A 25,662-nucleotide genomic window follows, 5' to 3' on the forward strand; every position below is an offset into this window, starting at 1 on the left:
TATGGCTTTCTCATACGGCAAGATGAAACCACGATTGCGCAACAAAACTTAACATCACTTAACGCATGCGGCCACTTTCACCTGACATGTTGGCGCCATCGGAGGCTCGTTGCCTCGCTATACTGGAGCGCGCATGTTCGCCAAAATTGACTCTGGACTATTTGCCGGCCGGGCATCTCTCGCGGCCATGGCAATCCTGCTTTCGACGCATTCGGAGGGCGCGCTGGCGGCAGACGCCATTGCGGTGAATTCCGATGATTTTACCCTGCCGCCCGAGCCTTCCCGTTTCGGGCGTTTCGAACAGAAGCTGGCCGACTGGCATGTCGTGCTTGGCGGCGGCGCCATCATCGTCCCCAAATACGAAGGCAGCAATGAGTTCAAGATCATGCCGGTGCCTTTCGTCACGGCGACATTCCTCGACACGGTGACGATCGACCCGACAGGTGCCAACATCGCCGTCTATGAACAAGGACCGTTCGCGTTCAGCGCTCGGCTTGGCTATGAGATGGGCCGCAAGGAAGACGACTCCGACCATCTGCGCGGCTTGGGGGACGTCGACATGGGCGCGACGGTCGGCGTGAAGGCAGCGGCGAAGTTCGGTCCGGCCGAAATATTCGCGCAACTGGACAAGACCATCGGCGGCAGCGATGGCCTGGAGGGCAGGGTGGGGATCGAGGTGACCCGGCCTCTGTCTCAATCGTTGATGATCGGCGCCAGCGCGTCCGCCGTCTTTGCCGACGAAAATTACATGCAGGCCTATTTTGGTGTCACGCCCGAACAATCGGCTCGCTCGGGGCTGGCGCGCTATGATGCCGGTGCCGGTTTGAAGCGCGCCGATTTTTCGATTTCCGCCACATATATGCTCGACGAGAGCTGGATGGTGCGCGGCGAAGCGGGGGTCGGTGTTCTCTTGGGGGACGCTGCCGACAGCCCTGTTGTCCTCGAAAAGATCCAGCCTTCAGGGATGCTTCTCGTCGGATATCGGTTCTGACGCCTACCCAGGCACCAAATGCAGGCTAGACAAACTCCGGAATGGCACAGCAACGGCACCAAAGCGATTTGAGCGCCGAATCCAGGTCGGCCAGGCAAGGTTCGCGCATCCTCATTGTCGAAGACGATCTTGAGATCGCGCGCATGCTGGGCGAGACGCTCACCGACAACGGCATGATCGTGGAAATTGCCGAGAGCGGCGTCCAGATGAACGCTGCGCTTCGCAACCAGAAATTCGATCTCATCGTGCTCGATGTCATGCTGCCGGGCGAAAATGGTCTCAACATCTGCCGCCGTCTTCGTGCCGGAACCAACATTCCGATCCTGATGCTGACCGCGCTCGGCGAGGAAATCGACCGCATCTTCGGGCTGGAAATCGGCGCCGACGACTATGTGACGAAACCGTTCAGCGCGCGCGAACTGACGGCCAGGATACGGGCGCTGCTGCGCCGTACAGCCTATGCTCCAGACGAGCGGGACTGGTCGAAGGTCCTCCGTTTCAACGGCTGGCGCCTCGATCCAATACGCCGGCAATTGCATGACCCCAACAATGCGCGGGTTACGACCACGACGCATGAATTCGACCTGTTGCTTGCGTTTTGTCGCAATGCAGGCCGGGTTCTCTCTCGCGAGGAACTTCTGGGCGTAACCCATGCCGGGCTCGCGGGGCCGATCGAGCGTAGCGTCGATGTCCATATCAGTCGAATCCGCAGGAAGATCGAAAAGGATGCGCGCGATCCGGTGCTTTTGAGGACCGTTCGGTTGGGTGGCTATATCTTCACCGCGACGGTGGAGGAAGCATGAGTGATATCCTCCGCCGTTTCCTGCCGCAGTCCGTGCGTGGGCAGTTTGTGGCGATCATTTTCATCGCGGTGATCGTGATCATGTTCGTCGGTTCGGTCGTTGAGAGTTTCATAGAGAACGTCGACCTTCCCGCAGCGGAAGATAACGCAAGGCGTGCAGGCGTTGTTGCTGCCTTGTTGCTAGAAACGCCGGCGGAGGCGCGTGGCGCAATTCTGGCGACAGCAAAGCGGGCCGGCTTTGATTTCGAGATATTGCCCAAGGACCAGATAGCCGGCATTCCCCAGTCCTATCTGCAATGGCGAAGTGTCGAATGGCTTTTGCGTATCGACAGGGGGACGGTTGATGGACGCTGGCTAAGGATCGGCGGCCGATACGCGTTTGTCATCGACTTGGACCAGCAGGACGTCCTGGCCCATTTTGGCATGCCCGATTCCTGGCTGACATCGGGCCTCGTCCGTGCCTCGTTCTACAGGTTCATGGCTTTCGTCGCCTTGCCCGTGCTGATCTGGCTGTTTGCGGTTTGGGCCGTGACGGATCCATTGAAGCGCATCTCGGCAGCAGTCGGTTCGGCCGAGATTGAGAATGGCGAACAGCTCTTCGTCGAACACGGCTCCATTGAAATGGTGGGATTGGCGCGCGCCCTGAACAGGATGAGGACGCGCATCCGCACGATGATCGAAAATCGCACGCGCATGTTGCGCAGCGTCAGTCATGATCTGCGCACGCCGTTGACGCGGCTGCGGCTTCGCGCCGAGCGTATGGATGATGGACCCATCCGAACCGCAATCCTGTCCGATGTCCAGCACATCGAAATCTTGATCGACGAGACCCTGACCTATCTGCGCAACGATGTTTCGACGGAGAAGCTGCAGCTCGCCGACATTGCCAGCGTTCTGCAAACCGTCTGCGCCGAGTTCTCCGATGTCGGATTTCCTGTCTCATATTCCGGGCCGGACCGGCTCCTGGGCTGGTGCAAGCCCAATGCATTGGCGCGTGCGATCGCCAATCTATGCGACAACGGGGTCAAATTCGCTGGCAATGTCACGGTCGCCTTGACGGCGACCGGCACGGCGGCGCGCATCACGGTAGGGGACGACGGGCCGGGTATTCCGATGACGGCACGCGCCCGTGTTTTCGAACCATTCTTCAAGGAAGACGCGTCGCGCGGCATTGCATCGAAGCATGGCTTCGGTCTGGGCCTGTCGATCGTTGCCGACATCGTCCAGGGTCACGGCGGCAGGATCGAATTGGAGGACAACCAGCCCAGCGGACTGGTCGTCACCATCGACCTGCCGAATGCCGCTGGCGTGCAGTCGGCATAGACGGCCTCCTGCCGGGCAGACGCGCTCTAAGCCGGCAGGCCGGGGCGATCGAGCTTTTTGGGCGACAGCGTGAAAATCTCGCACCCTGTGTCGGTCACGCCGATCGTGTGCTCGTACTGCGCCGACAGCGAGCGGTCGCGCGTCACCGCAGTCCAGCCGTCCGACAGAACCTTCACATGCGGCCTGCCCAGATTGATCATCGGCTCGATGGTGAAGATCATGCCTGGCCGCATCTCGACGCCTTCATTGGCGCTGCCGTAATGCAGGATGTTCGGCGCGTCATGGAACAACTGGCCGACGCCGTGGCCGCAGAAGTCGCGCACCACCGAGCAGCGCTCGCCTTCGGCAAAGGTCTGGATGGCGGCGCCGATGGCGCCGGTGCGGGCGCCCGGCCTGACCGCTGCAATGCCGCGCATCAGGCATTCATGCGTGACTTCGAGCAGCCGCTCGGCGGCGCGCTTGATCGTGCCGACCGGATACATGCGCGAAGAATCGCCGTGCCAGCCGTCGAGGATGTAGGTGACGTCGATGTTGACGATGTCGCCATCCTTGAGCGGCTTGTTGTCGGGAATGCCATGGCAGACGACATGGTTGATCGAGGTGCAGGACGATTTCGTGTAGCCGCGATAGTTGAGCGTCGCCGGCAGCGCGCCGTGGTCCATGCCGAATTCGAAGACGAAGCGGTCTATTGCTTCGGTGGTGACGCCGGGCTGGACCATCGGCACCAGCTCGTCGAGGCAGCGTGCGGTGAGATCGCATGCCTTGCGCATGCCGGCAAAGCCGTCCTCGCCATAGAGGCGGATCTGGCCGGTATTTCTGAGCGGGGCCGTGGCAGCGTCGAGATAGGTGACCATTTTGTCCGTGTAGCGGGTAGGGCTCTGCATGAGAGCCAGCGTGAAAATTTCCCCAGATTTGGCACTTGAGGGCAAAAGGTTCAAGGAAGAACTGTCTGATGCGGCCGCGCGCTTCCCGATATTTGCCTCGCAAGGGCGATGTCTTGCCGGTTTTTGCCCGGTTTGCTTCCCTTTCTGGCCATGGTGCGTTAGGGCGGGTGATGTTTTCGAGATCGCGTCCCTTCGCGGCGGCCAGGCAAACCGGATGGCCTGAAGCGCCGCTGACGGCAGCGTGCTCATGCCTGATGGGCATGGTGCTGCTGGCGATGCTGTGCTTCGGCCTGCCGGTGGCGTCAGGCTTTGCGGGGTCTGCGCCAAGCGGTGTCAGCGTCGGTGTCGAGCGGTCGGGCGAAGTGGCGGCGCTGCTGCGTGTCACCGGCAAGGCGCAAGCGCTGGAGGTTCGTGCCGGCCGTCCGGTCCTGGTCAAGTTCGCCGGCGGCCACCCCGCGCTTCCGGTCCCCGACGCTGTTTTTCTTTGGGCCGAACGGCCATCGCAAAGAGCGATGGTCTCGGGATATGGGGCCGCCTCGGTTCCCGGGGCGAGCACCAACCAGCCGCGCGCACCCCCGACCATCACGGCCTGAGCGGCCCAGGGCCGTACCCCCACCTCATCGCTATTCCTGTTCGCGTCGTGATCGTGCGGCGGCTGTCGGCCGCGCGGCGCGTCATTTCCGGATTTTTTCAATGCAACAACGCATCAAGACCTTCAAAACCCTGTCGCGCGCGGCCTCGGCTGCCGCGTTCCTCTGCGTCCAGGCGCTCATCTGCATCGGAACCGTCTATTGGGCGGTTGCCGAGGCGCTCGGCCTGTCGGCGATGGCGGCCCTTGTTCTCGGCGGCATCTTCGCCGTGCCGACGGTATTTGTACTGATCACCGCCAGTCGCATGGCCTTCGACGCGGAGACGGATCCGGCGAACCAGTGAGCATATGTCACCCCAGGACAGATCTCGGGTGCGCGATTTGTTTGGCGCGACATGGCGGCCCGCGACCCAAGTGACGACACATTTCTGGGCCAGAAGCCGGTCAAAGCAACTTTTGACGACGAACGGCGTTGCCTCGGCGATGCCGTTCGGGAGACAGGAAATGGATAGACTGCAATTCGAGGTGCCTGTGCGCATAGCGCCTGGACCCGGTCTGCCAGTCGAGGAAATCTATGGCGTCGAACAGGCGCTCGATTTTCTCCAGGACTGGCCTGCGCGCCGTCAGGGCCCGATCTATCAGAAAGCGTTCAACGCCTGCTTTGGCGCCACGGTGGACGTGGTCAAGACCGAGGATGCCTGCCGGGCGTTCATGGCGTTTTGCCGCGCCAGTGGACTGATGGCCAGGGACATGATGACGCCGCGCAGGCGCGGCGGTGAGGCGAGGGCGCTCCAGGCCTGAGGGCTGTGCCCTGTTCGTTGCCCGATTAAAACACCGGCGATCGTATTTGAACGCACGCGGCAATGTCGTGAGCGCGCCGTTGCGCGCGTTTCGTCCCGACGACAGCACCGCACCAAGGTCCGCCCTGTTAAGCTTCCGTTTCCATCTTCCCGGCTACGCCTTTGCTTGTTGGCAATGGTTGATTCGTTGCGTCAGTCTCATGGTTTGGAAGATGTCCCCAGAAAAAGTCCGTGCATTCCCGATCGACCGTCAGGTATTCTTGGTCAGGGAGGTTGCCGCCAAGCTCGGCAATCTGCATGGCGAGACCGCCACCTCGTTCTGGAGAGCCAAGGCGTCGGAGTTGCTCGATCTTGTGGTCGGCTCCGGCAGGGACAGAACAGCAGCCAGCGATGAAGTGCGCAGGTTTTTCCTGGCCGTGCAGCGAGAGATGTTGGCTGATACGGTCGCGGAGTCGATGCCAATTCTTTCCGCTTGAAGCAAATCCTGAACCTCCATCCTCCACACATGGAACAGTAATTTGTAAATACGTTTACTCCGGTGTGTTTTTCGGAGACCCGGTCGTTGTTCGCGCGGTCTCGGCTGCGAATCCGGCAATTTCCCGCCGGCCTTGAGGGGCGGCCCACTCTGAGACATCGACGCGCTTGTGCGTTGGTCAGCCAGCGAAACACTTCTTTTTTGAAGCCAATGGACCACTGCTCAAAAATGCAACGAACTTTTTAGCCATTCGTTCATTTATGCGTGCTTTCTAATTTAAACCATGGCCTTGAGTAGCTTCACCCGTGTTCGGCTTGTAATGGACGCCATGCGCCGGAGCACGGGCGCAAACGTCGCTACCATTTTTGCTCTGACCTTGCCGGTCGTTGTCGGCGCTGCGGGCTTCGGCGTCGAGACCTCCTATTGGTACTACAACAGCCTGAGGTTACAGGCGACGGCCGATGCAGCCGCCTATGCCGGTGCGCTCGAACAGATCTCGGGTTCCGACAAGCCGACGATCGTCGCGGCCGCGACCCAGTCCGCGGCGTCGAACGGACTGGGCTCGGGCACGATCGTCGTCAACACGCCGCCGGCCTCCGGCCCGAATACGGCGAAAAAAGCGGTCGAGGTGATCGTCGGCCAGCAGCTCGACCGGATGTTCACCCTGATCTTCACGCAAGACAAGGTCCCCGAACAGGCAAGGGCGGTGGCCGTCATTACCGATGCTTCGAGTGCTTGCATGCTCGCGCTCGATCCGTCCGCTTCGCAGGCGGCGCTGTTTTCCGGCAGCACCAGCGTCAAGCTCAACGGCTGCTCGGTCATGTCCAATTCGATCGCCTCGGACGCCATCAAGGTTCAGGGCTCGGCCGGCCTGCAGGCCGATTGCCTGATATCGGCAGGCGGTGTCTCTCTCAGCAACCCCGTCACCACCGTCTGCGCGGTCCCGATCACCCAGGCACTGCCTGCCGGCGATCCCTTTGTCGACCTGCCGGCCCCGGTGGCCGCGACCCCCTGCCAGAACGACAACAAGGCGACGCTCGGTCCAGGCACCTATTGCAGCGGCATGAACCTGAAGGGCAATGTCACGCTTTCGCCCGGCGTCTATGTCGTCCAGGGCAGTTTCAAGATAAACGCCAACGCAGCCATCACCGGCAGCGGGGTGACCATCTTCATGTCGGGCAGTTCGACGGTCAGCATGAATGGCAATGCGTCCGTGAAGCTCAGCGCGGCGACTTCGGGCACCTATTCAGGGGTTCTGTTCTACGGCGACAGGACCGGCATGAGCGCATCCAGCACGTTCAACGGCACCGCGGACTCGCTTTTGACCGGGGCCATCTATTTCCCTAAGCAGCAAGTGAACTATCTTGGCAATTTCTCGGGCAATGGCGGCTGCACCAGGGTCGTCGCCAACACGATTCAATGGTCCGGTAACTCAACCATCAATCAGGATTGCTCGAGCCTCGGAGTGCCCAACATTCCAGCCGCGCGGTCCGTGGCACTGTCCGAGTAGCGCCGTGCGGCGCCGATCGATACCGGGCCTTGGCGATGATTCGGGCGTTGCGGCGGTCGAGTTCGCGATGGTGCTGCCGATTCTGTGCCTGGTGCTGCTTGGTATTCTGGACGGCTGGTCCTACGTAACGAGTTCGCTGTCGATGCGCGCCGGTGTGAAGACCGCCGCGAACCTGGTTATGAGCGGATCGACCGATGATGCGGCGACCCAGGCTCTTGCCATTGCGAGCTGGGAAAATCGGCCGGAAGACGGCCAGGTCACGCTAAGCCGCATCCGAATGTGCGGGGCGACGGTGGTCGACGCGTCCACCATGTGCAGTGGGCCGAAGGTGCCAGCGGTCTATGTCCAGATACAGGCATCAGGCACCTGGGTGCCGCCAATTGCCTTCGGCGCCTTTGCCACTTCCACCGTCATCGGTCACCAGGAGACGATCCGTGTCCGCTAGGGTAAGCGCGTTCCGGTGGGATCGATCGGGCGGGGCCGGGCTGGAGTTCGCGCTGATCGCGCCCTTCCTTGTCATGCTGCTGTTCGGAATCTTCGCCTTTGGCTGGTCGATGCACTCGGTCTCCAGTGTTCGCTATACGCTGGAGACGTCAGCGCGCTCGCTGCAGCTTAAAAACACGCTGACCCAGGCCGACATTCAATCGATCGCCACGCAGAAATTGCAGGCCTTGGGGTTCAAGGACGTGAACGTCACCATCGCCATCGACCCGGTGAGCGGCGGCTTCCGCATGGCGCATCTGACCGCCGCCTATGCCTTCGTCATCGACTTTCCCTACTTCAGTTCCTTCCCGATCAACTACGCGACAACCGTTACCGTGCCGCTGCTTGGCAGCGGCTAGGCTGTGGCCGACAACCATCGGCGAGAATGCGCGCTAGGGCCCTGCTCATTTGTACGCTTTGAACGCGATCAGGCCGCCGAGAATGGTTATCGCCGTCAGGATCAGCGCCCACGACATGACGTTGTGTGACAGACGCCTCCGGCGACTGCGCAGGGCCCGGTCCCGCCAGCGTTTGGCCTGATCAGCCCCTGTGTTTTGTCGATCCACGTCCTTCTCCACGAGCAGAATGCGACTCATGCCGGCTGGTGTCCAGATTGGCACCGGTTTTGACGGTCACGATGCAAGCTTGGCACTCAGCCTGCTTTTGATGGCACGGGGCTAGATAATATATTTCGTAGTGCTAATATTAAGGTGACGCTAGGTCATGTCCGACCATCTGTCGGGTGCAATATGGGGGTTCCAATGAGAGTGGCTGTATTTTGCGCGGCTGTCGTTTTCGCTGCGACTGGTGTGGCTGTTGCCAAGGAAAAGAAGGCGGCGGTCAGTGACGCCGCCGCTTTATGTTCCACCAACCCGTCAGCCAAGAAGTCCGCACCAAATCTGGACTGTGGTTTCACCGGAACCGCCAAATCGGGAGATAGCGGCGCAAAAGCAGAGCCGCGCCTCGGATACGACGCCAATCCGTGGATTATAACAGGCTTTTGACTTCGCATCGGCGGTTGCCGGTGAAGCGCTGAAGAGGGGCGTCTTGACCGGCGGGCGTCGCCCCCGCGACCGGAGCGTAACGGTCGGGCGCCGTCGAGAAGGAGGAAGCGCAAATGGCCGCCTATCTGATCGCGGATGTAGACGTAAAGAACGCTGCTGCGTTCGAGGAATACCGGCGGGATGTGCCAGCCACCGAGGAGCGTTATGGTGGGAGATATCTAGGTCGTGGCGGTGCGACCAAGGTTTTGGAGGGCGATTGGGAGCCACACCGTTTGGTTATTATCGAATTCCCCGACATGACGTCGTTGATGGGCTGGTACAATTCGCCGGAATACGCCCGCCTTATTGAAATCCGGAAGCGTTGCGCCAACACCAGGATCATTGCGCTCGAGGGGGTTGCAACACCCACTCTTTGACCGTGGTGGCTCGCCTTCATCAGGTAGTATCCGGCTTTTTTGCCCGAATCCGTACACCGCGAAGTCAGCTGTTTAAAGCCGGGAAACCAGGCAATAAATGCGGGCTTACCACTGCGGGGCTTTCTCATTGTCGCAGTGCCCGAGAACCCAACTCGACCGTGCAATGAAAAGCCCGCCACGGGGGCGACCTGCGGCGGGCTCTTGGAGCGGCTACATCCCTGAGGAATCGACCACTTTGTAGCAGGATTATGACCTGTGTGGCCGCGTTAGCCTATGGTGTGATCGCGGAAGACTGCGCGTCAGTTCAAGACCGCGGCAGAGAGCCAGGCGAAATTGGCCACAGTGGGAGGGAGGTTTGCGCTAAACGCATTATTTTTCTGGTACGCCCAAGGGGAATCGAACCCCTGTTACCGCCGTGAAAGGGCGGTGTCCTAACCGCTAGACGATGGGCGCGCTCAGACGAAGCGGCTTATACTGGCGTTGTGCGCAACCGGCAACCCGTCAGGTGCCACCTTGGACAACTTTTTTCCGGGCCAGCCAAATCAACGATTTCCCGAGGGTTGGCAGGCTTTGATAATTAGCGGCGACACCCATCGTTTCGTCATCCCAGGGTCTCCGCGACGGAGCCTCGCCCTACTTCGCCCTAGGATGACGAAGTTTGTGGGAGGCTTCGGCTAATCCCGAATGCTCAGAATGGTCACCGGTACGATCTTGGCTGCTAGTAGGCCTAAGACCGTCTGCTAGACTAGCCGTCACCGCCGCTGCGCCGGCGGCAGCGCCAGTTCCAGTCGCGCTCGGGGCCGACGTCGACGTGAACCGATTCTGTGTGGCAGTACGTGCCGACGCCGCCGCGGCCGGGCATGCTTCTGATGTAGCTCGCCAGTTCCCATTTCGAAACGCCGGGAACCTGGATATCGGCGGCGGCGCAATACATGTGCAGCGAATTCTTGGCCCCGTTGGCGCGCCGGTTGCGGGCCGGGTCGCGATAGCCCGACGTCACCGTCATCTTGCGGCCGTAGTGGCCTTCGATCGTCTTCAGCACGCGCACCAGCGACGGCTTCAGGCAGGCCACATCGACGCTCTCGTTCTGCTTGAGCAGCCCGTTGGGTGCCAACCGGGCCATGCCGGCGGCGGACGCAACCTGATAGGAGCCGCCGATTGGCCCCTCATCCTCGTTGAGGTCGACGTCGCTTTCGTCGTCGAGGCCGGACTTGCGCTTGATCTCGAACAGGGCCGTCTGGCGCACGCCGGGCAGGGCGTCGCTACCCGTGATGTGATTGCTATCGTCGCCGAGCGAAGCCAGTTGCACCGGCTTGGCCGTGGAACTGGCCGAGGCAAGCGTGATGATCGGCTTTGCCGCTGCTGGCGCCGCTTTTGCCTGCGCCAGGGGCTGCTCGCCCGTTCGGGCGTTGCTGATGATGGGGGTTGGTGTCGCCGAGGCTGGCGTTGCGCCAAACATCGAGGCGAGGAAGCCTTTCTTCTTTGGTGCTTCGGCCTGCGGCATCTCGCCAGCCGTCACATAGACCGGGTTGTTCATGGCCGGAGCGGCAGCGGGCTTCGGCGCCGCCACGTCGCCGTCGACCGCGGCAATCTGCTGGGCGACCGCGTCGGTTTGCTGCGCGGTCTGTGCCTGCTGCGTCAGCGATTGCGGCGTGTTTCCAACGATGGTTTCGGCGCCCGCCGGCGTGGTCAGCGGAAAGGCAGCTCCCGGTTTGGACATAGGCACGTAGGCGACTTTTTCAGGCAGCGCCGTATCGCTCGCCGTCATCACGGTCGTCTGCTCGGTCGTGACCTCGGACGAATCGGCGACAGCGGCCGACTTGCCACTTGAGGCAGCATTCATATCCGATGCGGTGGCATTGTAACCGGGCATTCCGACCGACATTGTCGGGTCGCCAGCCGAAGTGCAGGAGGCCAGAAGCAAGGAGCAGAGCGCTGCCACAATGGCGCGGCGTTCTCCCTTTGCGAGGCTCCATCCTGCTGATTTCAAAGTCAAATTCCCCCTCGATGTCCGATCGGTATATCCTTGGCGCCACACGCATGCGTCGAGGCCAGGGTGACCTTTGTCTCCGATCCGGAAACGAGACCTGTGTCAAATCCGCAAGCCTGGAAGTATTTTTGCGGTGATTGCCGAATTACGGCCGCTTGATGGTTGACGACACCATTTCGCCCGCTTTTGGCGGTCCGTCAACTCACCACACATTACAGTCCGTTACACACGTACTTTCACATAGGTGCCGGGAGCATCACCCAAGGTTTTCATATGCTTGCCCGGTTTGCGGGCAGGCACGCGGGTGTTGTCCTTGGCCTCTATCCAGTCTTGCCAGTGCGGCCACCAGGATCCTGGATGGTCGGTGGCATTGGCTATCCACTGGCTGAAGTCGCCCGTCGGCGTACCCCCGGTCCAGTACTGGTATTTGTTGGATGCCGGCGGATTGACGACCCCTGCGATATGGCCCGACCCGGCCATCACATACTCGACCGTGCCGCCGAAATATTTCGAACCGAGGAACACCGAAAGCGCCGGCGCGATGTGATCTTCCTTGGAGGCGAGGTTGTAGACCGGGATGGTGATGTCGCCGAGCGAGACCGTGTGGCCCGCCAGTTCCATCGTGCCTTGCGAAAGATTGTTCTCGAGATAGCAGTTGCGCAGGTAGAAAGAGTGATTGGCCGCCGCCATGCGGGTGGAATCTGCATTCCAGTAGAGCAGGTCGAAGGGCAGGGGATCCTTGCCGCGCATGTAGTTGTTGACGACATAGGGCCAGATCAGGTCGCCTGAGCGCAGCATGTTGAAGGCGGTCGCCATCTTGGTGCCGTCGAGATAGCCCTTTTCGCTCATCGACTTTTCCACAGCGGCGACCTGTTCTTCGTCGACGAACACCTTCAGGTCGCCGGCATGGGTGAAGTCGACCTGCGTGGTGAAGAAGGTCGCCGACTTGATGCGGTCGTCGCCCTCTTGCGCCATCAGCGCCAGTGCCGCCGCCAGAAGCGTGCCGCCAACGCAATAGCCGATCGCGTTGACGTCGCGTTCGCCGGTGGCCTTCTCGACGGTGTCGAGGCCGTATTGCAGACCCTCGCGGATATAGGCTTCCCAACTCTTGGTGCCGTGGCGCTCGTCCGGATTGATCCAGGAGATGACGAACACGGTGTGGCCCTGTTCAACCGCCCAGCGAATGAAGGATTTCTGCGGGTTCAAATCGAGGATGTAGAATTTGTTGATCCATGGCGGGCAGATCAGCAAGGGTCGCTTGAGCACCGTCTCGGTCGCCGGGTCGTACTGGATGATTTCGGCGACGTCGCTGCGGCCGACCACCTTGCCGGGAGTGGTGGCGATGTTCCTGCCGATCTCGAAGGGTGAGTAGTCAGCCTGCCGCAGCTTCAGGTCGCCCTTGCCGGCGGCGATGTCCTCGGCCAGCATCTTCATGCCGCGCACCAGGTTTTCGCCGTTCGACGCGACGGTTTCACGGAACAGTTCCGGATTGGTCAGGATGAAATTCGACGGCGAGATGGCGTTGGACACCTGCTTGACGTAAAAGCCGGCCTTGTGGCGGGTGTGCTCGTCAAGGCCTTCGGCGTGCTCGACCAGATCGGCCGCCCAGCGCGAGGTGACGAGATAGGCCTGCTTGAGGAAATCGAAGAAGGCGTTGCGGCCCCATTCCGGGTCGAGGAACCGCTTGTCGCCGCGCTCCGGCCTGACCGCGTCTTCGGTGTCTTGCGCGGCGTTGCTGGTGCGCTGGATGGCGTTGGCCCAGACCGTCATATAGCCGGAAAACAGCCGCGTCTGCGCTTCCAGCGCGCGCTGCGGATCGGCAAGCCAGTATTCGCTGAGCTTGGAAAAGGTCTTCACCATATCGACAACGGGCTCAGCGACATGGTCGCGCACGTCGCCTTTTTCGCGCGGCTCGGCCCAGGCGGAAGCGGCCTTGCCGGCCTGCTCGATCATGCGCGCCATGTTCAGGGCGAAGCGTTCCGGGTCCTTCACCAGATATTGCTCGACGGTCGAAGGCTCGTCATCTTCCGCTTTGCCCGAATCGGGTGTTTTGGACATGGTTGGCGGGGTTCCTCCCGAGGCCTTTTCTTGACATATTAACATGGGACATCCGACCGGGCCAATCTCGCTCTACCTCGGCTGCCAGGGAAACAATATGACGATTAATATTGGCGAGACTGTTTTTTTCGGTGCCGGAGGTTTTTGCCGCATCGGCGCGGCGATCGTCCTCATCGGGATTGCCGGGTGCTCGAGCACCAACACGAATGGCCCAACGCCTGTCGCTGCGGGTACGGGGCCGAAGGATACCGGCACCTTTCCGAACCTGAACATCAAGCCGCAAGTGGCGGCGCCTCAGTTCACCGAAGCCGAGAAGAACGCCAAGCTCGCGCAATTGAAGGCGGATGAGAATGCGCAGGCGGCAAAGGGCGGCGGCCCGAAGGTCGCCAACCAGGCGGCGCTGACGGATCTGGCCAAGAAGCATGGCGACGAAACGCTGAAGCAGATCGAAGCCAAATGCGACCCCGCCCTCGACCCTACCTGCAAATAAGTATATAGCGCGCGCCCAACACCCCCTTCGCTGTCTGGAACTGCCATGGAAGAATTTCACAAGGTTCGCCGGCTTCCGCCTTACGTGTTCGAGCAGGTCAACCGGCTCAAGGCCAGCGCCCGATCGCGTGGCGCCGACATCATCGACCTCGGCATGGGCAATCCGGACCTGCCGACGCCCAAGGCTATCGTCGACAAATTGTGCGAGGTCGTGCGCGACCCGCGCACGCATCGCTATTCCTCGTCGCGCGGCATTCCGGGCCTGCGTCGCGCCCAAGCCGCCTACTATGGCAGGCGCTTCGGCGTGAAGCTCAATCCCGACACGCAAGTGGTGGCCACGCTTGGCTCGAAGGAAGGCTTCGCCAATATGGCGCAGGCGATCACGGCGCCCGGCGACGTGATCCTATGCCCTAACCCGACCTATCCGATCCATGCCTTCGGCTTCATCATGTCGGGTGGCGTCATCCGCTCGCTGCAGGTGGAGCCGGACGACGGCTTCATCCCGGCGCTCGAGCGCGGAGTCAAACATTCGATCCCGAAGCCGCTGGCGCTGATCCTCAACTATCCGTCGAACCCGACGGCGCTGGTCGCCTCGCTCGATTTCTACAAGGATGTGGTCGCCTTCGCCAAGAAGAACGACATCATTATCCTGTCCGACCTTGCCTATTCGGAGATCTATTTCGACGGCAATCCGCCGCCTTCGGTGCTGCAGGTGCCTGGCGCGATCGACGTTTGCGTCGAATTCACCTCCATGTCGAAGACCTTCTCCATGCCCGGTTGGCGCATGGGCTTTGCCGTCGGCAACGAGCGGCTGATCTCGGCGCTGACGCGGGTGAAATCCTACCTCGATTACGGCGCCTTCACGCCGATCCAGGTGGCGGCGGCACATGCGCTCAATGGCGACGGCGCCGACATCGCCGAAGTGCGCGACATCTACCACAAGCGCCGCGATGTGATGGTCGATGCCTTCGGCCGCGCTGGCTGGACCATTCCGGCACCGGCGGCATCGATGTTCGCCTGGGCGCCAATCCCGGAGCCGTTCCGACATCTCGGCTCACTCGAATTCTCCAAGCTGCTCATCGAACATGCCGACGTGGCCGTGGCGCCCGGTGTTGGCTTCGGCGAGCATGGCGACGAATTCGTGCGCGTCGCTCTGGTCGAGAACGAGCACAGGATCCGGCAGGCGGCGCGCAACATCAAGCGCTTCCTGTCGACCAGCGCCAAGCAGCCCAACAACGTCGTGCCGCTCTCCGCTCACCGGTAAGCTTGCCGCACGCAAATTCGATCTGACTTTGAGGGACGTCGCCGGACATGGCTGAAGCATTGCGTGTTGGAATTGCCGGCCTCGGCACCGTTGGCGCGTCGGTGGCGCGCGTGCTGCGCGACAAAGCGGTGGAACTGACCCGCCAGTGCGGCCGTGACGTGATCGTCACCGCCGTCTCGGCGCGCGACCAGAAGCGCGATCGCGGCGTCGATCTGAGCTCGGCAAAGTGGTTCGACGATCCGGTCAAGATGGCGCAGACCGTAGAAATCGACGTGTTCGTCGAACTGATCGGCGGCGACGAGGGCCCGGCGCGCTCGTCGGTGAAAGCGGCGCTCGAAGCCGGCCGTCACGTCGTCACCGCCAACAAGGCGCTGCTGGCCAAGCATGGCGTGGCGCTGGCCGAGATCGCCGAGAAAAAGGGTGTTCTGCTCAACTATGAGGCGGCGGTGGCGGGCGGCATTCCCGTCATCAAGACCATGCGCGAGGCGATGGCCGGAAATTCGGTTACGCGCGTGTTCGGCATCCTCAACGGCACCTGCAACTACATCCTGACGCGCATGGAGGCCGAGGGCATCTCGTTCGATGCTTGCCTGAAGGACGCGCAGCGGCTGGGCTATGCCGAAGCCGATCCGACGTTCGACATCGAGGGCCACGACACCGCGCACAAGCTGTCGATCCTGACCAGCCTTGCCTTTGGCACCAGGATCGCCGCCAACGACATCTATATGGAAGGTATCTCCAACATCACCCAGGCCGACATCCGCGCGGCCGCCGATCTTGGCTACCGGATCAAGCTGCTGGGTGTCGCCCAGCGCACCGAGAGCGGCATCGAGCAGCGCGTGCATCCGACGATGGTGCCGACGGCATCGGTCATCGCGCAGGTGCATGGCGTCACCAATGCGGTGGCGATCGAGACCGACATTCTGGGCGAACTGCTGCTGTCAGGCCCCGGTGCCGGCGGCAACGCCACCGCCTCGGCCGTCATCGGCGACATCGCCGACATCGCCAAGAGCCGGCCAGGCTTCCAGCATGGTCCGGTCTTTGGACGGCCGGCGAAGGAGCTGAAACCCTACAAGAAGGCGCAGATGCGCAGCCATGCCGGCGGCTATTTCATCCGGTTGACCGTGCATGACCGCATCGGCGTCTTCGCGGCAATCGCCAAGCGCATGGCCGATAATGACATTTCATTGGAATCGATCGTCCAGCACGCGGTCAATGGCGAGGCGGCGGCACAGAAGACGGTGATCCTCGTCACCCACGAGACGACGGAGGCTGCTGTGCGCAAGGCCGTCGATGGCATCACCAAGGATGGCCATCTGACCGACAAGCCGCAGGTCATCCGCATCGAGCGGGCAGGGTAGCTTTCGCCCGATAGGCCCTGCGGGACAGGAATCCCGCAGGCATTGAGGTCTGGTCTGGTGGGGACAGCCGCCACGCGGGAACGAATTGGTGTCGTCGCCGTTCTCTTGGTCAGCAACCAGAGGAACCGCTTCATGGCCGATACCAACAAGTCCGACACCCCTAATATCGACGACATCCAGAAGACGCTGGAAAAGCAGATTGCCGATTTGCGCAAGGAGATCACCAAGATCAACAAGAGCATTTCGGCGCGGGGCGCGGAAATGCTCGACGACGCCGGCGAACAGGCGTCCGAGTTGTACGACACGGCCGCGAGCCGCGCTTCGCGTACGGCGCAACAGCTGCGCAGCCAGGCTCAGGCTGTTTCGGAGGTCGCGCGTGAAAATCCAGGTACGACGACAGCTTTGGTCGGCGTGATCGGCCTGCTCGGCTTTCTGGCCGGCTTCGCCATTGGTCAATCGACGAACGATACCTCCCGCCGCTGGTATTGACCGCAGCGCGATAGGGCCGGGCTTCCGGCCCACTCTCTTGTTTTCAGCAAATCACTTTTAAGGAGGGCACCATGGCTTCATCAGCATTGATCGGCATCCTGATCACATTCCTCGTCATCATCCTCGTTCTCTATCTGGTTCAACGCCTGCCGCTCGATGGCCGGATGAGACAGATAGTTCAGGTCATCGTCATCATCATCGGCATCATTTCACTGCTCAAATACCTCGCGGTTTTCTAGGCCGTGAACGCCGCCATTTTTACCGTATTGAGACTGGCCCGGCGCACGGCGATCGGGCCAGTCTCGTTTCAGGATGCGGTTTAATCGATTGATATTGTTGGGTATTCGATAAAATCCTGGGTAGGTCTTGCCGTTGTCATGCTGGTTTGACAAAACAGGCCCGCCTCCGGCGGGAGGCCGCATTGCCAACGAGGAAATCACCAGATGAATGTGGCCCAGAACATCGTCGCCGGCCTTGACCGGATACTCACCATGGAACTGGTGCGCGTCACCGAACGGGCCGCCGTCGCGGCCGCCAGGCTGCGCGGGCGCGGCGACGAAAAGGCGGCCGACCAGGTCGCAGTCGACGCCATGCGCCAGGAACTCAACCGGCTTGCCATCAAGGGCACTGTGGTGATCGGCGAAGGCGAGCGCGACGAGGCGCCGATGCTCTACATCGGCGAGGAAGTCGGCTCCGGCAAAGGTCCGGCCGTCGATATCGCGCTCGATCCGCTCGAAGGCACGACGATTTGCGCCAAGAACCTGCCCAATGCACTCGCGGTCATCGCGATCGCCGAAAAGGGCAGCCTGCTGTTTGCGCCCGACGTCTACATGGACAAGATCGCCATCGGTCCGGGCTATGCGGACGGCGTCATCGACATCGACGCCTCGGCGGCTGAGAACATCGCCAGCCTCGCCAGGGCGAAGGGCGTGGCCATATCGGATATCACCACCTGCATTCTCGACCGGCCACGTCATGCCAGGCTGATCGATGCCGTGCGCGCCACGGGTGCCGCGATCCGGCTGATCGGCGATGGCGATGTCGCCGGCGTCATCCACACCACGGATCCGGAAGAAACCGGCATCGACATCTATCTCGGCACTGGCGGCGCACCAGAGGGCGTGCTGGCCGCTGCCGCGCTGCGCTGCACCGGCGGCCAGATGCAAGGCAGGCTGATCCTCGACACGCCGGAAAAGGTTGCTCGCGCGGCAAAGATGGGTATTTCCAATCCGAAACGGGTCTATCGGACGGAGGACATGGCGCGCGGCGATGTGCTGTTCGCGGCCACCGGTGTCACCGACGGCAACATGCTGGCTGGCGTCAAGTTCGGCCACAATTACATCACCACCCACACGATCGTGCTGCGCTCGTCGTCGCGGACGGTGCGCGAGATCAAGGCCCGCCATCAGGATCTGGATAAGTTCTGACGCTCGCTTGCGAAGCTACCTTGCAATTGCTAGCCATTCGGGCGCATCCGATGCTGGCTGCAAGGATTTGACGATGAAACCGTTCGACTGGCATGCGGATCCGATTTCGCGTGCCACCGCCATCACAAAGTCCTATCGCAACACCCAGAATGTGCGTCGCTTTCTCATCCGGGAATGCGGCGATGCATTCAGGTTCGACCGGCCTTTCATGGCCTGGCTCAAGGACGGTGTGGAAAAGATGATGGGCGATGCGGCCGACGAATGGCTTCGGCGCCAGGCTGAAAAGCGGAAAGCGCAGTTTTCTTGACTTATTCCGGGACCGCGCGCACCCGTGAATCGCTTGGCTTTGCCTGCCTTTGGCCTATAGAGCGTCGCGTGAACGCGACGCGCTTAAAATTGTTGCCAATGCAGGTCGTCGCCCCAAAACCGCTGCCCACTTATGGGCGACATGCATTATCGTGCGGCCAACGATGAGTTGGCAAAGCGTATGACCGGCGAAAAACGCCTCTTCCTCGATGTCAGGCAGTCGGTATCAGGGGTTTCCTGGGAACATCGGCTGACAGAACGCCAGGACATGATTGCGCTCGCCATCGCGCAAGGCCATGGCGTGCCCGACATCGTCGCGCGGGTGCTTGCCGGCCGTGGTGTTACCGCCGAACAGACCGAGCGGTTTCTCGACCCGACGATCCGCGATCTTCTGCCGGATCCGGCATCGCTGACCGATATGGACAGGGCGGCGGCCCGCATCGCCGCCGCGGTGATGGCCAAGGAAAAGGTGGCGATCTTCGGCGACTATGATGTCGACGGCGCCGCCTCGTCGGCCTTGCTGAAGCGGTTCCTCACGCATTTCTCGGTGCCGTCGGAAATCTACATTCCGGATCGTATTTTCGAGGGCTATGGGCCCAACCCGGATGCCATGCGCGAACTTGTTTCGCGTGGCGCGACACTGATCGTCACTGTCGATTGCGGCACCAACAGCGCCGTTTCCATCGATGCCGCCAACGAGGCTGGGGCCGATGTCGTGGTGCTCGACCACCACCAGGTCGGCGGTGCCTTGCCGGCGGCAATTGCCGTCGTCAATCCCAATCGCGACGACGACCTTTCTGGGCAGGGCCATCTCTGTGCCGCCGGCGTGGTCTTCCTCGCCCTTGTGCAGACGGCCAGGATCCTGCGCGGCCGCATGGCCGATGCTACGCCGCCGGACCTGCTTTCGCTGCTTGATATCGTGGCATTGGCCACAGTCTGTGACGTGGTGCCGCTGACCGGCGTCAACCGCGCCTTCGTGGTCAAGGGGCTGCAGATGGCGCGCCAGCAGAAGAATGAAGGGTTGGCGGCACTGGCACGCGTGTCGCGCATCGGCGAGCCGATCAGCACTTTCCATCTGGCCTATCTGATCGGCCCGCGCATCAATGCCGGCGGACGCATCGGCGATGCCGCACTTGGTAGCCGGCTGCTTGCGACCGACGACCCGGTCGAGGCGCGCACCATTGCCGAGACGCTCGACCGGCTCAACCAGGAACGGCAGTTGATGGAGCAGGAGATGCTCGCGGCGGCGCGCGTCGAGGCCGATGCAGAGCTCGCCGGCGGCAATGGCCCGGCTATCGTCGTCACCGCCTCCAACAGCTGGCACCCGGGTATTGTCGGCCTGCTCGCTTCGCGATTGAAGGATCATGCCCGGCGGCCCGCCTTCGCCATCGCGTTCAATGCTGTGGGCATCGGCACCGGTTCGGGCCGCTCGGTCTCGGGTTTCGACCTCGGCCGGCTGGTGCGCGAGGCGGCCGTTGCCGGTCTGATCGTCAAGGGCGGCGGCCATGGCATGGCGGCGGGCATCACCGTGGAGCGGGCAAGGCTTGGCGAACTCAGGGCGTTTTTCGAAGAACGGGCGGCAGCCGACGTGTTTCGCCTGCAGGGCGAGGAAAGCCTGGCCATAGACGGCGCACTTGCCGCTGAAGGCGCGACGCTCAGCCTGCTCGACGCGCTGGAACAGGCCGGACCCTTCGGTGCCGGGCATGTGGCCCCTGTTTTCGCGTTGCCGCGCCACCGATTGGCCGATGCGCGGCCGGTCGGCACCAACCACATCCGCGTCGAACTGCAATCGGAAAGCGGCGGCCGCATCCAGGCGATCGCCTTTCGCGCTGTCGATACCGCACTTGGCGAATTCCTGTTCAAGAACCGGGGCAAGACGATCCACGTCGCCGGTTCGCTGTCAGGCAACTACTGGAATGGCAACCGCACCGTGCAGTTTCGCATCACCGATGCGGCTCGTGCGTAGGCTTTGATCAGGCGAGAACGGTCTGCAGCCGGGTCAGTTCGCCGATCTGCGCCATCGTCGCCTGATAGCCGAGGTTGATCGCCTCGTCGGCGCGGTGGAATTCGGTCAGGCCGATATGACTGAGCTTCGGCTGCAGCGACATATCGGGCGGGTCGCCGGCAAGCCTGGCGCGCGAAATGCGGTCCTGAATGATGTTGAAGGCCTCGACCATGACGCCGGTGATGCCGAGCCGCGTCTGATGCGACTGGCGCTCGGCGTCGATCTGACCAGGCCGCGGCGCGTCCTTTTCAACGACCAGCTCGCCGGCGCTGTGCTTGATGACGGCGGCGCGGCCGAACAGATCATAGTGAAGGTTGACCGCCACGACGAGCGGCTGCTCATAGGCGCGGCAGACCGAAACCGGTACCGGGTTGACCAGCGCGCCGTCGACCAGCACGCGGCCATTGCAATTCACCGGCTCGAACACGCCGGGCAGCGCGTAGGAGGCGCGCATGGCGGTGATCAATGAGCCGCTCGACAGCCAGATTTCGTGGCCGGTGCGGATCTCGGAGGTGACCGCGACGAACGGCTTGGCAAGGTCCTCGAAACGAATGCCGGCCATGTGCTCGCGCAGCCTTGCATCGAGCTTCATACCGCCGAACAGGCCGCTGCCGCGCAAATTGAGATCGAGCAGGCCGAAGATGCGGCGCTTGGTCAGGCTGCGGGCGAATTCTTCGAGCTCGTCCAGTTTGCCGGCGAGATAGCAGCCGCCGACCAAAGCGCCGATCGAGGTGCCGGCGATCATCGACACTTCGATGCCGGCTTCGTCGAGCGCGCGCAGCACGCCGATATGCGCCCAGCCGCGGGCGCAACCGCCACCCAAGGCGAGCGAAATGGCTGTTTTCTTCTGGGAGTTCGTTTCGGACGCGCCGCCTGACGAGGATAGGCCGTTGGCCTCCCTGACATCTGGTCTGTTACGCAATGACGCCCACTCGAGCATCATGATCTCCCTTGTCCCACGGCCACTATACGAGCGGGCCGTATCGAAATGATGAATCTGTGTGGTTGGGGTCAGGCAGAAGGTTCAAGCTGGTGGTTTCCGATACGTGTTTACCGCATCGAACAGCGGCTTGCTGCCGTCGTCGGCAAGCGTCCCCTTGCCATCGATCAGCCCCACCGTCCGATAAAAGCATGAACGCCGGCCAGTGTGACAGGTTGCGTCGTGGCCCAACACTTTGACGCGCAACCATATGGCATCCTGGTCACAATCCGTGAGCATCTCGACGACATGCTGAAAATTGCCTGATGTTTCGCCCTTTTTCCAAAGCGCGCTGCGCGAGCGCGACCAGTAGTGGGCGATGCCTGTCTCCAGTGTCAGAGCCAGCGCTTGCGCGTTCATGTGCGCCACCATCAACAGCATGCCGTCCGCGGCATCGGTGACGACGACCGTGACGAGGCCAGCGGCATCGAAGCGTGGTGAAAACACCGCGCCTTCCTCCATGGCCTTCTTGTCTGACGAAGCTTTCGGGAATTCCAATGCCGACATCGCCGGTCCTTATCTAGCGAAGTCGCAGGGCCATTCAGATCCCGCCGCCACGCACCATGGTCACGAAACGAACCTGCTCTTCGGGCGTATCCTTGAAGACGCCGGTGAAGGTCGAGGTCAGCGTGGTTGAACCCTGCTTGCGGATGCCGCGCATGGCCATGCACATGTGCTCGGCCTCGATCATGACGGCGACGCCGCGCGGATTGAGCACGTCCTGGATGACGCCGGCGATCTGCGCCGTCAGCGCCTCCTGGGTCTGCAGGCGGTGGGCGAAGATATCGACGACGCGGGCGATCTTGGACAGGCCGACAACCTTGCCATCCGGCAGATAGCCGACATGCGCCTTGCCGATGATCGGCACCATGTGGTGCTCGCAATGCGAATGGAATGTTATGTCCTTGACGATGACCAGGTCGTCGTAGCCGGCGACCTCCTCGAAGGTGCGGCCGAGCTCGTCGGCCGGGCACATGTCGTAGCCGCCGAACATTTCGCGATAGGCCTTTGCCACCCGCTTCGGCGTGTCGACCAGCCCTTCGCGGTCCGGATTGTCGCCGGTCCAGCGCAAAAGCGTGCGCACGGCGGCTTCGACTTCAGCTTCGCTTGGCCGGTCGGTGACCGGCTTTTCCATATAGGCTGACTGTGGCATGAGCTTCTTGATGACGGCATCCATAAAGGCGTCTCCCGTAGTCCCTCTCGGCGGAGGAACGAGTTGAACGGACCACGACCTTTCGGCGTCGGAAACTCGCCCAGTTTCCAGCCCCGTAAGTGGCGTGAACTTCCCGGCAAGGACATTGGCTTTCGTCGTTCTTGTCGATACCGGACTGCCAGCATTATATAAGGTCATAGCGAGCGAAAGGAAGACACGACAGCGGCAATCGCTGTTCGCTTGGCGGCGACGGATTGGAAAATAATGATAAACGAGGTCTACAACGCGAAAATTCTCGGTTTTGCCGGGAACATTGGCCGCATCGGCCGTCTCGATCATCCTGACGCGACCGCCAAGGCTCACTCCAAGCTATGCGGTTCCACGGTCACCGTCGACCTCAAGATGCAGGACGGCCTGGTCACGGACTTTGCCCATGACGTGAAAGCCTGTGCGCTCGGCCAGGCGTCGTCATCGATCATGGCGCAGCATGTCGTCGGCGCGAGTGCTGAGGAATTGCGCGCGGTGCGCGACACCATGCTGAAGATGCTCAAGGAAAATGGCGCCCCGCCGGACGGTCGCTTCGCCGACCTCAGATATCTGGAGCCGGTGCGCGACTACAAGGCGCGGCACGCTTCGACCATGCTGACTTTCGATGCCGTGGTCGACGCCATCGGCCAGATCGAGAAGAAGCGCGCCGAAGAAGCGGCCTGACCTTGGGGTTTGGCTACCAAAGCCTGGTGTTTGCCGGGAGCCTTGCTGGCTCACTCGCGTTGAGCGGGACCCCGAGCCGGGCAGACGTAGCGGTCGAGCGCGATATCGGCGACTATCTCATGAAGGCAATCCAGCATTGTTGGAACATGCCTGCAAACACCCACAGCATTGCACGCGTCCAGATCAGTCTGAACAAGGACGGGTCACTCGCAGGCCCGCCAAAAATCCTCGGTCCTGTGACGACGCCGCCGGACAAGGTTGCCGAGTCCGCTGTCCGGGCCATCGCACGCTGCGCGCCATTTCCCAGGCTGACATCATATGCTGCCCACTACGATATGTGGCGCGATGTCATCCTCACATTCAACCCGGGAGAAGACTCACCGGGCGAGCTTCCGGCCGCGGATGCGCTCGACAAACTCTTCGAAAAATACAGCAAGAAGGCAAAGTAGCGGGAGCCCGGCCGGAAGGGTTCAAGCCCGCGCTTCCAGCACCCGCCTGCTTTCGACGAATTCGCTTCTGAGCCAGTCGGCGAACGCGGCGGCCGGTTCCGAGAGGTCGCGCAAGTTTCTGGCCACCAGCCAATAGGCGCCGGATGCGACGTCGATGTCGAACGGCTTGACCAGCGCGCCGGATGCGATTTCCGCGCCGATCTGCAAGAGATCGCCCAAGGCCACGCCATGTCCGAGCAAGGCGGCCTGTTTTGAAAGCGACGCATCCGCCAGCATCGGCCCGCGCGCCGGTATGGCGTCGGCGGGCACGCCGGCCGCCTGGAACCAGCGCGCCCAGCCTTGACGGTTTTCCTCGTGCAGAAGCGTGTAGCGGGCAAGATCGATCGGCTTATCGAGGGCGGGGCCAGAGGCAAGCAGCGCCGGCGACAGGACCGGCGAATCGACCGTCGAGGCAAGCCGCTCAGCCTGGCTGCGCGGCCACGAGGTGGCATGCGCGCTGAAGCGCAAGGCAAGCTCCGGCTGATCGCTGCGGAACTCGATCAGCCTTGGATCGACTTCGAGGGAGACGTCGATATCGGGCCGCAATTGGCGAAACCGGTTGAGCCGCGGCACCAGCCACACGGATGCAAGCGACGGCTCGACACTGACGCGGACCACGGACTGCGCCGGTGTCGCCACCAGTTCTCCAAGCAAGGTGTCGATGGCGTCGAAACTTCTGACAAGCTGCTCCAGTAGACGCCGTCCGGTGTCGGTCAGTTCGACACGGCGATGGTGACGTTCGAACAAGGGTTGGCGCAGGAAGGTTTCGAGTTCCCGGATCTGCCGGCTGATCGCCGCCTGCGAGACGAAAAGCTCCTCGGCGGCCCGGCTGAAGCTCAGATGCCGGCCCGCCGCCTCGAAGCTTCTCAATGCCGTCAGCGGCAAGCGTCCGCGCTTCATTCACATAACCCAGGATTATCCGAAGTGGAAATTATACTCGTTTGAAGGCGAAGGCCAGCGGCGGTCTAATCGCATCAAAGGAGACCGACCATGATCCAGTTGCTGAGCATCTTTGGCGATGTCATGCGGATCGCAACGTTTCAATGGCGTGACAGAAGACAGCATGAAAAGCGTTACGAAGAGCCGACCAGTCGTGGCCGGTGGGTGGCTTCGGCTGACTGGCAGCCGTTTCGCCGTTCCGCCCGTGACGACTGAGTGCGCGCAAGGAGTGGGATTGCGTTCTCCAGTGGAAGCTCACATCTATCGCTTGGGAAACGCGATACGGAGACTGTGGTGCGCGACCAGCATGGACATGCGCATATCGCCCGGCCGCCGAAACGCGGCCGCAACTGGCCCGGTCCATGGCGCAAGACGCCGGGCCGTCTCCTCGGCACGTCGCTCGTGCGCCTCTATCAGCTGACGCTGTCGGGCTTTGTCGGCAATTCCTGCCGGCATCTGCCGACCTGTTCAGAATATGCCCATGAGGCGATCGCCCGCCATGGCCTGTGGGCCGGCGGTTGGATGGGATTCTTCCGCGTGCTGCGCTGCGGGCCATTCGGCACGCATGGCATCGACCGCGTGCCGGAGGTGCTGGAGGATCGTTATGTCTGGTTCACGCCATGGCGGTACTGGCGGATCGGCAGCAAGCGCGGCGAAGCGCAGGGGTGATCGCGTCGGTCAGGTACCGGCGGCTCTGCCCGTTTACGATCCGGTAGGGTTAACAAC

The 25,662-nt window shown here is 61.9% G+C and carries 32 protein-coding genes and 1 tRNA gene; 24 read left to right on the top strand and 9 right to left on the bottom strand.

Going from position 1 to position 25,662, the window contains the following annotated elements; all coding sequences use genetic code 11:
* Positions 1-133: 133 nt before the first annotated feature.
* Genes AC0L3E_RS18560 through AC0L3E_RS18570 form a run of 3 tightly spaced genes read left to right on the top strand, consistent with a single transcriptional unit; the run spans position 134 to position 3,116 of the window.
* Positions 134-991: a MipA/OmpV family protein gene (locus AC0L3E_RS18560; protein ID WP_473605319.1), complete on the top strand. Its 858-nt coding sequence runs from the start codon at positions 134-136 to the stop codon at positions 989-991.
* A gap of 41 nt (positions 992-1,032) precedes the next feature.
* Entirely contained in the window at positions 1,033-1,794 is a 762-nt protein-coding gene (locus tag AC0L3E_RS18565; protein WP_032900681.1) for a response regulator, read from the top strand.
* Entirely contained in the window at positions 1,791-3,116 is a 1,326-nt protein-coding gene (locus AC0L3E_RS18570; protein ID WP_473605320.1) for a sensor histidine kinase, read from the top strand. Before AC0L3E_RS18565 ends, AC0L3E_RS18570 begins: the two co-directional genes overlap by 4 nt.
* Positions 3,117-3,142: 26 nt before the next feature.
* Here the strand turns inward: AC0L3E_RS18570 and map are convergent, their stop codons facing one another.
* Positions 3,143-3,970 (bottom strand): type I methionyl aminopeptidase, encoded by an 828-nt coding sequence (gene map, locus AC0L3E_RS18575; protein ID WP_013532002.1) that lies wholly within the window; start codon positions 3,968-3,970, stop codon positions 3,143-3,145.
* Between the two features lie 200 nt (positions 3,971-4,170).
* Between map and AC0L3E_RS18580 the strand changes: the two genes are divergently transcribed.
* The 7 genes from AC0L3E_RS18580 (at position 4,171) to AC0L3E_RS18610 (ending at position 8,216) form a co-directional block, all read left to right on the top strand.
* Entirely contained in the window at positions 4,171-4,593 is a 423-nt protein-coding gene (locus tag AC0L3E_RS18580) for a hypothetical protein (RefSeq protein ID WP_127272230.1), read from the top strand.
* A gap of 100 nt (positions 4,594-4,693) precedes the next feature.
* The gene (locus AC0L3E_RS18585) at positions 4,694-4,933 is read left to right on the top strand and encodes a hypothetical protein (protein ID WP_473605321.1); all 240 of its coding nucleotides are present in this window, start codon (positions 4,694-4,696) and stop codon (positions 4,931-4,933) included.
* Between the two features lie 160 nt (positions 4,934-5,093).
* Positions 5,094-5,390: a DUF982 domain-containing protein gene (locus tag AC0L3E_RS18590; RefSeq protein ID WP_473605322.1), complete on the top strand. Its 297-nt coding sequence runs from the start codon at positions 5,094-5,096 to the stop codon at positions 5,388-5,390.
* A gap of 46 nt (positions 5,391-5,436) precedes the next feature.
* Positions 5,437-5,865: a DUF6074 family protein gene (locus AC0L3E_RS18595; protein ID WP_236382794.1), complete on the top strand. Its 429-nt coding sequence runs from the start codon at positions 5,437-5,439 to the stop codon at positions 5,863-5,865.
* Positions 5,866-6,192: 327 nt separating this feature from the next.
* On the top strand, positions 6,193-7,374 hold the full coding sequence (locus tag AC0L3E_RS18600; RefSeq protein WP_352581254.1) for a pilus assembly protein TadG-related protein: 1,182 nt from the start codon (positions 6,193-6,195) through the stop codon (positions 7,372-7,374).
* Between the two features lie 4 nt (positions 7,375-7,378).
* Entirely contained in the window at positions 7,379-7,819 is a 441-nt protein-coding gene (locus AC0L3E_RS18605; protein WP_473605323.1) for a TadE/TadG family type IV pilus assembly protein, read from the top strand.
* Positions 7,809-8,216: a TadE/TadG family type IV pilus assembly protein gene (locus tag AC0L3E_RS18610; RefSeq protein WP_473605324.1), complete on the top strand. Its 408-nt coding sequence runs from the start codon at positions 7,809-7,811 to the stop codon at positions 8,214-8,216. Before AC0L3E_RS18605 ends, AC0L3E_RS18610 begins: the two co-directional genes overlap by 11 nt.
* Before the next feature lie 45 nt (positions 8,217-8,261).
* Here AC0L3E_RS18610 and AC0L3E_RS18615 read toward each other — a convergent pair whose 3' ends face one another.
* On the bottom strand, positions 8,262-8,453 hold the full coding sequence (locus AC0L3E_RS18615; protein WP_473605325.1) for a hypothetical protein: 192 nt from the start codon (positions 8,451-8,453) through the stop codon (positions 8,262-8,264).
* A gap of 165 nt (positions 8,454-8,618) precedes the next feature.
* Here AC0L3E_RS18615 and AC0L3E_RS18620 point away from each other — a divergent pair, with 165 nt between their 5' ends.
* Both AC0L3E_RS18620 and AC0L3E_RS18625 read left to right on the top strand, forming a co-directional pair.
* Positions 8,619-8,861: a hypothetical protein gene (locus tag AC0L3E_RS18620; RefSeq protein WP_128308316.1), complete on the top strand. Its 243-nt coding sequence runs from the start codon at positions 8,619-8,621 to the stop codon at positions 8,859-8,861.
* Positions 8,862-8,974: 113 nt separating this feature from the next.
* A complete protein-coding gene (locus AC0L3E_RS18625; protein WP_256748143.1) occupies positions 8,975-9,277 on the top strand; it encodes a DUF1330 domain-containing protein in 303 nt (100 codons plus the stop codon).
* A gap of 378 nt (positions 9,278-9,655) precedes the next feature.
* On the opposite strand, the gene AC0L3E_RS18630 is transcribed toward AC0L3E_RS18625, so the two are convergent.
* The 3 genes from AC0L3E_RS18630 to phaC form a co-directional block, all read right to left on the bottom strand.
* Positions 9,656-9,730, bottom strand: a tRNA-Glu gene (locus tag AC0L3E_RS18630).
* A 292-nt stretch (positions 9,731-10,022) separates the two neighbouring features.
* Complete coding sequence (locus AC0L3E_RS18635) at positions 10,023-11,273, bottom strand: YcbK family protein (protein ID WP_128309349.1); 1,251 nt, start codon at positions 11,271-11,273, stop codon at positions 10,023-10,025.
* Positions 11,274-11,489: 216 nt separating this feature from the next.
* The gene (phaC, locus tag AC0L3E_RS18640) at positions 11,490-13,325 is read right to left on the bottom strand and encodes a class I poly(R)-hydroxyalkanoic acid synthase (protein ID WP_127327463.1); all 1,836 of its coding nucleotides are present in this window, start codon (positions 13,323-13,325) and stop codon (positions 11,490-11,492) included.
* Positions 13,326-13,422: 97 nt separating this feature from the next.
* Here phaC and AC0L3E_RS18645 point away from each other — a divergent pair, with 97 nt between their 5' ends.
* From AC0L3E_RS18645 to recJ, 8 genes are all read left to right on the top strand, one after another.
* A complete protein-coding gene (locus AC0L3E_RS18645; protein WP_127327462.1) occupies positions 13,423-13,815 on the top strand; it encodes a hypothetical protein in 393 nt (130 codons plus the stop codon).
* Between the two features lie 45 nt (positions 13,816-13,860).
* On the top strand, positions 13,861-15,078 hold the full coding sequence (locus AC0L3E_RS18650; protein ID WP_023810473.1) for an LL-diaminopimelate aminotransferase: 1,218 nt from the start codon (positions 13,861-13,863) through the stop codon (positions 15,076-15,078).
* 47 nt (positions 15,079-15,125) lie between these two features.
* The gene (locus AC0L3E_RS18655; protein ID WP_128309351.1) at positions 15,126-16,439 is read left to right on the top strand and encodes a homoserine dehydrogenase; all 1,314 of its coding nucleotides are present in this window, start codon (positions 15,126-15,128) and stop codon (positions 16,437-16,439) included.
* Positions 16,440-16,571: 132 nt separating this feature from the next.
* Positions 16,572-16,928 (top strand): ElaB/YgaM/YqjD family protein, encoded by a 357-nt coding sequence (locus tag AC0L3E_RS18660; protein WP_127379827.1) that lies wholly within the window; start codon positions 16,572-16,574, stop codon positions 16,926-16,928.
* A gap of 71 nt (positions 16,929-16,999) precedes the next feature.
* Complete coding sequence (locus AC0L3E_RS18665) at positions 17,000-17,167, top strand: Thivi_2564 family membrane protein (RefSeq protein ID WP_013531988.1); 168 nt, start codon at positions 17,000-17,002, stop codon at positions 17,165-17,167.
* A gap of 204 nt (positions 17,168-17,371) precedes the next feature.
* Positions 17,372-18,355 carry a class II fructose-bisphosphatase gene (gene glpX, locus AC0L3E_RS18670; protein WP_127271399.1) on the top strand — a complete coding sequence of 328 codons (984 nt, stop codon included), beginning with the start codon at positions 17,372-17,374 and terminating at the stop codon, positions 18,353-18,355.
* 73 nt (positions 18,356-18,428) lie between these two features.
* Positions 18,429-18,662: a DUF6434 domain-containing protein gene (locus AC0L3E_RS18675; RefSeq protein ID WP_473605326.1), complete on the top strand. Its 234-nt coding sequence runs from the start codon at positions 18,429-18,431 to the stop codon at positions 18,660-18,662.
* 180 nt (positions 18,663-18,842) lie between these two features.
* Complete coding sequence (recJ, locus tag AC0L3E_RS18680; protein ID WP_352581258.1) at positions 18,843-20,627, top strand: single-stranded-DNA-specific exonuclease RecJ; 1,785 nt, start codon at positions 18,843-18,845, stop codon at positions 20,625-20,627.
* Positions 20,628-20,634: 7 nt separating this feature from the next.
* Here recJ and AC0L3E_RS18685 read toward each other — a convergent pair whose 3' ends face one another.
* The 3 genes from AC0L3E_RS18685 to folE form a co-directional block, all read right to left on the bottom strand.
* Complete coding sequence (locus AC0L3E_RS18685) at positions 20,635-21,606, bottom strand: patatin family protein (RefSeq protein ID WP_127267650.1); 972 nt, start codon at positions 21,604-21,606, stop codon at positions 20,635-20,637.
* Positions 21,607-21,690: 84 nt separating this feature from the next.
* Positions 21,691-22,152, bottom strand: a complete 462-nt coding sequence (gene hisI / locus AC0L3E_RS18690; RefSeq protein ID WP_128308052.1) for a phosphoribosyl-AMP cyclohydrolase — start codon at positions 22,150-22,152, stop codon at positions 21,691-21,693.
* Between the two features lie 34 nt (positions 22,153-22,186).
* Positions 22,187-22,822, bottom strand: a complete 636-nt coding sequence (gene folE, locus AC0L3E_RS18695; RefSeq protein ID WP_027036853.1) for a GTP cyclohydrolase I FolE — start codon at positions 22,820-22,822, stop codon at positions 22,187-22,189.
* Between the two features lie 240 nt (positions 22,823-23,062).
* On the opposite strand from folE, the gene AC0L3E_RS18700 reads away from it, so the two are divergent.
* Together AC0L3E_RS18700 and AC0L3E_RS18705 are read left to right on the top strand one after the other, a co-directional pair.
* The gene (locus AC0L3E_RS18700; RefSeq protein ID WP_127267647.1) at positions 23,063-23,509 is read left to right on the top strand and encodes an iron-sulfur cluster assembly scaffold protein; all 447 of its coding nucleotides are present in this window, start codon (positions 23,063-23,065) and stop codon (positions 23,507-23,509) included.
* A gap of 2 nt (positions 23,510-23,511) precedes the next feature.
* Positions 23,512-23,958, top strand: coding sequence for a cell envelope integrity TolA family protein (locus AC0L3E_RS18705; RefSeq protein ID WP_473605327.1), 447 nt, complete (start codon positions 23,512-23,514; stop codon positions 23,956-23,958).
* Positions 23,959-23,979: 21 nt separating this feature from the next.
* Here the strand turns inward: AC0L3E_RS18705 and AC0L3E_RS18710 are convergent, their stop codons facing one another.
* Complete coding sequence (locus AC0L3E_RS18710) at positions 23,980-24,897, bottom strand: LysR substrate-binding domain-containing protein (RefSeq protein WP_473605328.1); 918 nt, start codon at positions 24,895-24,897, stop codon at positions 23,980-23,982.
* A 90-nt stretch (positions 24,898-24,987) separates the two neighbouring features.
* Between AC0L3E_RS18710 and AC0L3E_RS18715 the strand changes: the two genes are divergently transcribed.
* A complete protein-coding gene (locus AC0L3E_RS18715) occupies positions 24,988-25,152 on the top strand; it encodes a hypothetical protein (RefSeq protein WP_127322935.1) in 165 nt (54 codons plus the stop codon).
* A gap of 78 nt (positions 25,153-25,230) precedes the next feature.
* A complete protein-coding gene (gene yidD, locus AC0L3E_RS18720) occupies positions 25,231-25,605 on the top strand; it encodes a membrane protein insertion efficiency factor YidD (RefSeq protein WP_127322936.1) in 375 nt (124 codons plus the stop codon).
* Positions 25,606-25,662 lie beyond the last annotated feature (57 nt).

It is taken from the genome of Mesorhizobium sp. WSM4822 (assembly GCF_055811155.1).